At 62.8% G+C, this 3927-nt stretch carries 4 protein-coding genes and 1 pseudogene; 2 read left to right on the top strand and 3 right to left on the bottom strand.

What is annotated here, in order from left to right:
• Positions 1–848 (top strand): ABC transporter permease (locus tag EOC06_RS34130; RefSeq protein WP_306462373.1); only part of this gene is annotated, 848 nt, incomplete at its 5' end.
• 4 nt (positions 849–852) lie between these two features.
• Here EOC06_RS34130 and EOC06_RS34125 read toward each other — a convergent pair.
• Together EOC06_RS34125 and EOC06_RS34120 are read right to left on the bottom strand one after the other, a co-directional pair.
• Positions 853–2205, bottom strand: coding sequence for a sensor histidine kinase (locus tag EOC06_RS34125; RefSeq protein ID WP_127331276.1), 1353 nt, complete (start codon positions 2203–2205; stop codon positions 853–855).
• Complete coding sequence (locus EOC06_RS34120) at positions 2195–2863, bottom strand: response regulator (protein ID WP_127331274.1); 669 nt, start codon at positions 2861–2863, stop codon at positions 2195–2197. Before EOC06_RS34120 ends, EOC06_RS34125 begins: the two co-directional genes overlap by 11 nt.
• Positions 2864–3332: 469 nt before the next feature.
• Between EOC06_RS34120 and EOC06_RS34115 the strand changes: the two genes are divergently transcribed.
• Positions 3333–3560, top strand: coding sequence for a DUF680 domain-containing protein (locus tag EOC06_RS34115; RefSeq protein WP_127331272.1), 228 nt, complete (start codon positions 3333–3335; stop codon positions 3558–3560).
• A gap of 168 nt (positions 3561–3728) precedes the next feature.
• Here the strand turns inward: EOC06_RS34115 and EOC06_RS41050 are convergent.
• Positions 3729–3927: pseudogene (locus EOC06_RS41050) on the bottom strand (histidine phosphatase family protein); the annotation flags it as partial.

Here is a 3927-nt window from a genome sequence, read left to right as displayed (position 1 = left end):
CAGCAGTCCGAGACGCCTCCATCGCGGTCGCCGAAGGCCGGGCGAGGGCGCGGCTGCGCCGCCGCCATGCGCTGGTCATCGGCCTGCGCCTGGCTATCCTCGTCGTCTTCCTCGGCCTGTGGGAACTCGGCGCCGACTACAACATCATCGATCCGTTCTTCTTCGCCAGCCCGTCCGGCATCTGGGACCAGATCTGGGTGTGGGTCACCGAAGGCACGTCGCAAGGTCCGCTCTGGGTGCAGATCTATGTGACGCTGGAGGAGACCTTCCTCGGCTTCGTCATCGGCGCTGTTGGCGGCATCGCCGCCGGCATCATCCTGGGCCGCAATCGGCTGCTGGCGGACGTCTTTTCCATCTACATCAAGATCGCCAATTCGGTGCCGCGAGTCGTGCTGGGTTCGGTGTTCATCATCGCGCTCGGCCTCGGCATGGCGTCCAAGGTGGCGCTCGCCGTGGTGATGGTGTTCTTCGTCGTCTTCGCCAATGCCTTTCAGGGTGTACGCGAAGCCGACCGGGCGATGATCGCCAACGCCCAGATCCTCGGCGCCTCGCCATTCCAGATCACACGCACCGTCATCATCCCGTCGGCGATGAGCTGGATCCTGGCCAGCCTGCATGTCAGCTTCGGTTTTGCCCTGGTCGGCGCGGTGGTCGGCGAATTCCTCGGCGCCAAGCAAGGCATGGGCCTGCTGATCTCTACAGCGCAGGGCGCCTTCAATGCCAATGGCGTCTTTGCCGCCATGATCATCCTGGCGGTGATGGCGCTGGTGGTGGAGTTCATCATCACCCGCTTCGAGAACTATGTCGTCAAGTGGCGGCCGGCTCCGTTCAACGAACAGGGGACCTGATTGATCAGGCCAAAGGCAACTTGACCTCGACCACCAGACCGCCGGTCGCGCCATCTCCAAGGGTGACGCGGCCGCCGGCATTTTCGACAACCTCGCGCACGATGGCGAGGCCGAGCCCGCTGCCTTCCTCGGTCGAGCCGACGATGCGGTAGAAGCGTTCGAATACGTGGTCGCGTTCGTCCGCCGGAATGCCGGGCCCGTCATCGTCGACTGTCAGCACGGCTTCGCCGTCGGTGGCCGCCAACTTCACCGTGACGCTGCCGCCGGCCCGGGTGTAGCGCAGTGCGTTATCGACAAGATTGACGATCATCTCGCGCAGCATGGTGCCGTCGCCGATAACCGGCACAGGTCCGGCCTCCTCGAGGCCGAGATCGATGTTGCGACCGATTGCTATTGGCGCATGCGTTTCCAGAACGTGCCGAGCGGCTTCGGTCAGGTCGACGTGGTCGGCGCGCGGCCGCCGACTGCCCGGTTCGGCGCGTGACAGGGTGAGCAACTGTTCGGCCAATCGCGCCAGCTTGCCGGAGCTTGTCTGCAGCGCGACCAGCGCTTCCTGGCGTGCGTCGGGGACAGTTTCGCGAAGCGCGTAGCTCGCCTGCGTCGACAGCAGCGCCAGCGGTGTGCGCAACTGGTGCGCCGCATTGGCGATGAATCGGCGCTGTGCCGCCATCTGCGCCCGCACGCGCTCCATATAGGCGTTGAGCGCATCGATCAGCGGGCGGATCTCGCTTTGCGCACCTGGCGCTTCAATGGGATCGAGGTCGCTGCGGCGTGGCGAGCGCACCGCGTCGCGCAGCCTTATCAGCGGCGCCAGGCCGCGACGCAGGCCGAGCAGCACGAAGATGCCGGCAATGGCCACCAGGGCCAGTTGCTGGGCGAAGGCGCTGAGCCACAGCCGTTTCACCATCGCATCATGCCCAGCCATCGTGACGCCCACGGTGACCGTTATAGGTGAATCGGGACCGGCGCCGACCACCGCATGACTGAACGTCAGCAGCCGCAGCGCTTGGTCACGATAGACCGCTTCCACGCTCGGCTGCCTCGTATCCTCGGGCAGGTCGGGGTAGCCGGTCAGCAAACGCCCGCCAGCCGTCTCGACATGATAATAGACGCTGTCGCGATCACCGGTGTCGAACATCTCGATTGCCGCCGGCGGCACCGTGGCATCGAGAACGCCATCCACTATGGCGACCTGTTCGGCAATCGCGCGTGCCGAACCGAGCAGCATTCGGTCCGTGACCAGATCGGCGGTCGCCAGCGCGCTGCGGTGACTGGTCCATAGGTTGATGGTGGCGAGCCCCGCAAGCGGCAGCACCACCCAGGCCAGCAACTGCAAACGGAGGCTGCTAATCCTCATGGCGCAGCAGGTAGCCAAGACCACGCAAGGTGGCGATCTGAACCCGAGACCCTTCGAGCTTCTTGCGTACACGGTGCACATAGATCTCGATGGCGCTGGGGTCGGCGTCGGTCTCGAAGTCGTATATCGCCGCCGACAGCGCCGCCTTGCTCACTGTGCGTCCCGCCTTGACCATCAATTGTTCCAGTACCGCGTGTTCGCGCGGCGTCAGCCCCAGCGTTTCGCCGGCGAGCGAAAACAATCGCGTGTTGGTGTCGAAGACAAGATCGCCGCAAGCAACGACGGGCGCGGTGCGGTCATTGGCGCGGCGCAGCTGCACGCGGATGCGCGCCTCCAGTTCCTCGATCTGGAATGGTTTCGCCAGATAGTCGTCGGCGCCCTCATTGAGGCCCTTGACTCGACCGTCGAGGCTGGCATTGGCGGTCAATACAATCACCGGCACCGCATTGCCGCGCGCCCTCAGCATGCGCAGCACTTCCAGGCCGCCCATGCGAGGCAATGCCAGGTCAAGGATGATAAGCGCGTGGTCACCGGCGGCCAGCGCGTGCTCGACATCCTCGCCGTCATGGACGACGTCGACGACATAGTTCGCCTGACGCAGGGTCTTGCCCAGCCAGTCGGCCAGTTCGCGATTGTCTTCGACGAGCAGCAGCCGCATATCTATCGCTGTCCTGGGAAGCTGCCACCGCGTTTCGGAGGATGCGGCTGGCAGCGTACAAATGCATACTCAGGAACAATCGATAGTATCGATCCAGCCGCAAGGCAAATAGCAGACGGCCTGCTGCCGCCGCGTTTGAGCAGCCTGAATTCGCCTACCATGGATAAAACCGAACCGTTCGGTTCGATTATCATTGACGGACCGTCCATGTTGGGTGAACGTCGGCTCATCGAATGATAGCGTCATGCGCTGGCGATTTCTCATAATTATTTGATTCTAATGAATAAAAAACTCACCGCCGAGGGCCTGTGCCAAATTTCAAGGCCCGGATTCAAGCTGCGGAGGAACATCTTCGTGATTGGAATCCGCGGCAGGGCAAACCCATCTCGGGGTGGTCCGAGCAACGCGAAATTCCTCCCAAGGGCACGCCACTAGACGGACAGAACAAAGAAATACTGGAGTAACTAAAATGACCAAGATCGCTCTTGCCGCCGCCGCCATCCTCGTTGCCACGGGCACTGCTTTTGCCGGCAGCGACAATTATGGCTCTTACAATGCCAACCAGCCGGTTGCGAACCAGTCCGTGTCCAACGTCGACACCACGCACACCGGCTCGATCCCGAAGTCTGTAAAGACGCAGGGTGATGCCAATGCCAAGGTGCCGGCTCAGTCGGGCCAGGGCATCTGGGGTCGTTGATTTTCTGAAGTCTGCGACCACAAAGAGCGGTGGGCTTTGCCCGCCGCTCTTGTTTTTTATGGAACCAGCAACAATCGGGGCATCGTTTGAGCAGCCGATTTGGCGCAGTCGGCATGAACCGTTGGTTCGAAGTCTGCCGGGTGGCAGCTTGCCCGCCGCGCCCGAATTCTAGCCCAAATCCGTCGGGTGCACACAATGCGTCAGCGGGGCGCTCGACAGGCCGGACCAGTCACCTTCGAAAGCGAAGCGTGCCAGGGCTGCCGTCGGGAATTTTTCTTCAAGTCTCGCGAGCGCCTTGGCCTCCGACCCCGGCCCGGCAAGCTGTCTGGCCAACTGTTCCAAGCCCGGATTGTGGCCAATTACCAGC

The sequence above is a fragment of the Mesorhizobium sp. M7A.F.Ca.MR.362.00.0.0 genome (assembly GCF_004023175.1).
Classification (GTDB): Bacteria; Pseudomonadota; Alphaproteobacteria; order Rhizobiales; family Rhizobiaceae; genus Mesorhizobium.
Note: the sequence above shows the minus strand (reverse complement) of the source record. Positions and strands in the feature narration are given on the sequence as shown.

What these genes read in the sequence shown, in the direction of transcription:
- EOC06_RS34125 (WP_127331276.1), bottom strand. Translation starts at nt 2,205, where the DNA reads ATGAGGATTAGCAGCCTCCGTTTGCAGTTGCTGGCCTGGGTGGTGCTG.
- EOC06_RS34120 (WP_127331274.1), bottom strand. Translation starts at nt 2,863, where the DNA reads ATGCGGCTGCTGCTCGTCGAAGACAATCGCGAACTGGCCGACTGGCTG.
- EOC06_RS34115 (WP_127331272.1), top strand. Translation starts at nt 3,333, where the DNA reads ATGACCAAGATCGCTCTTGCCGCCGCCGCCATCCTCGTTGCCACGGGC.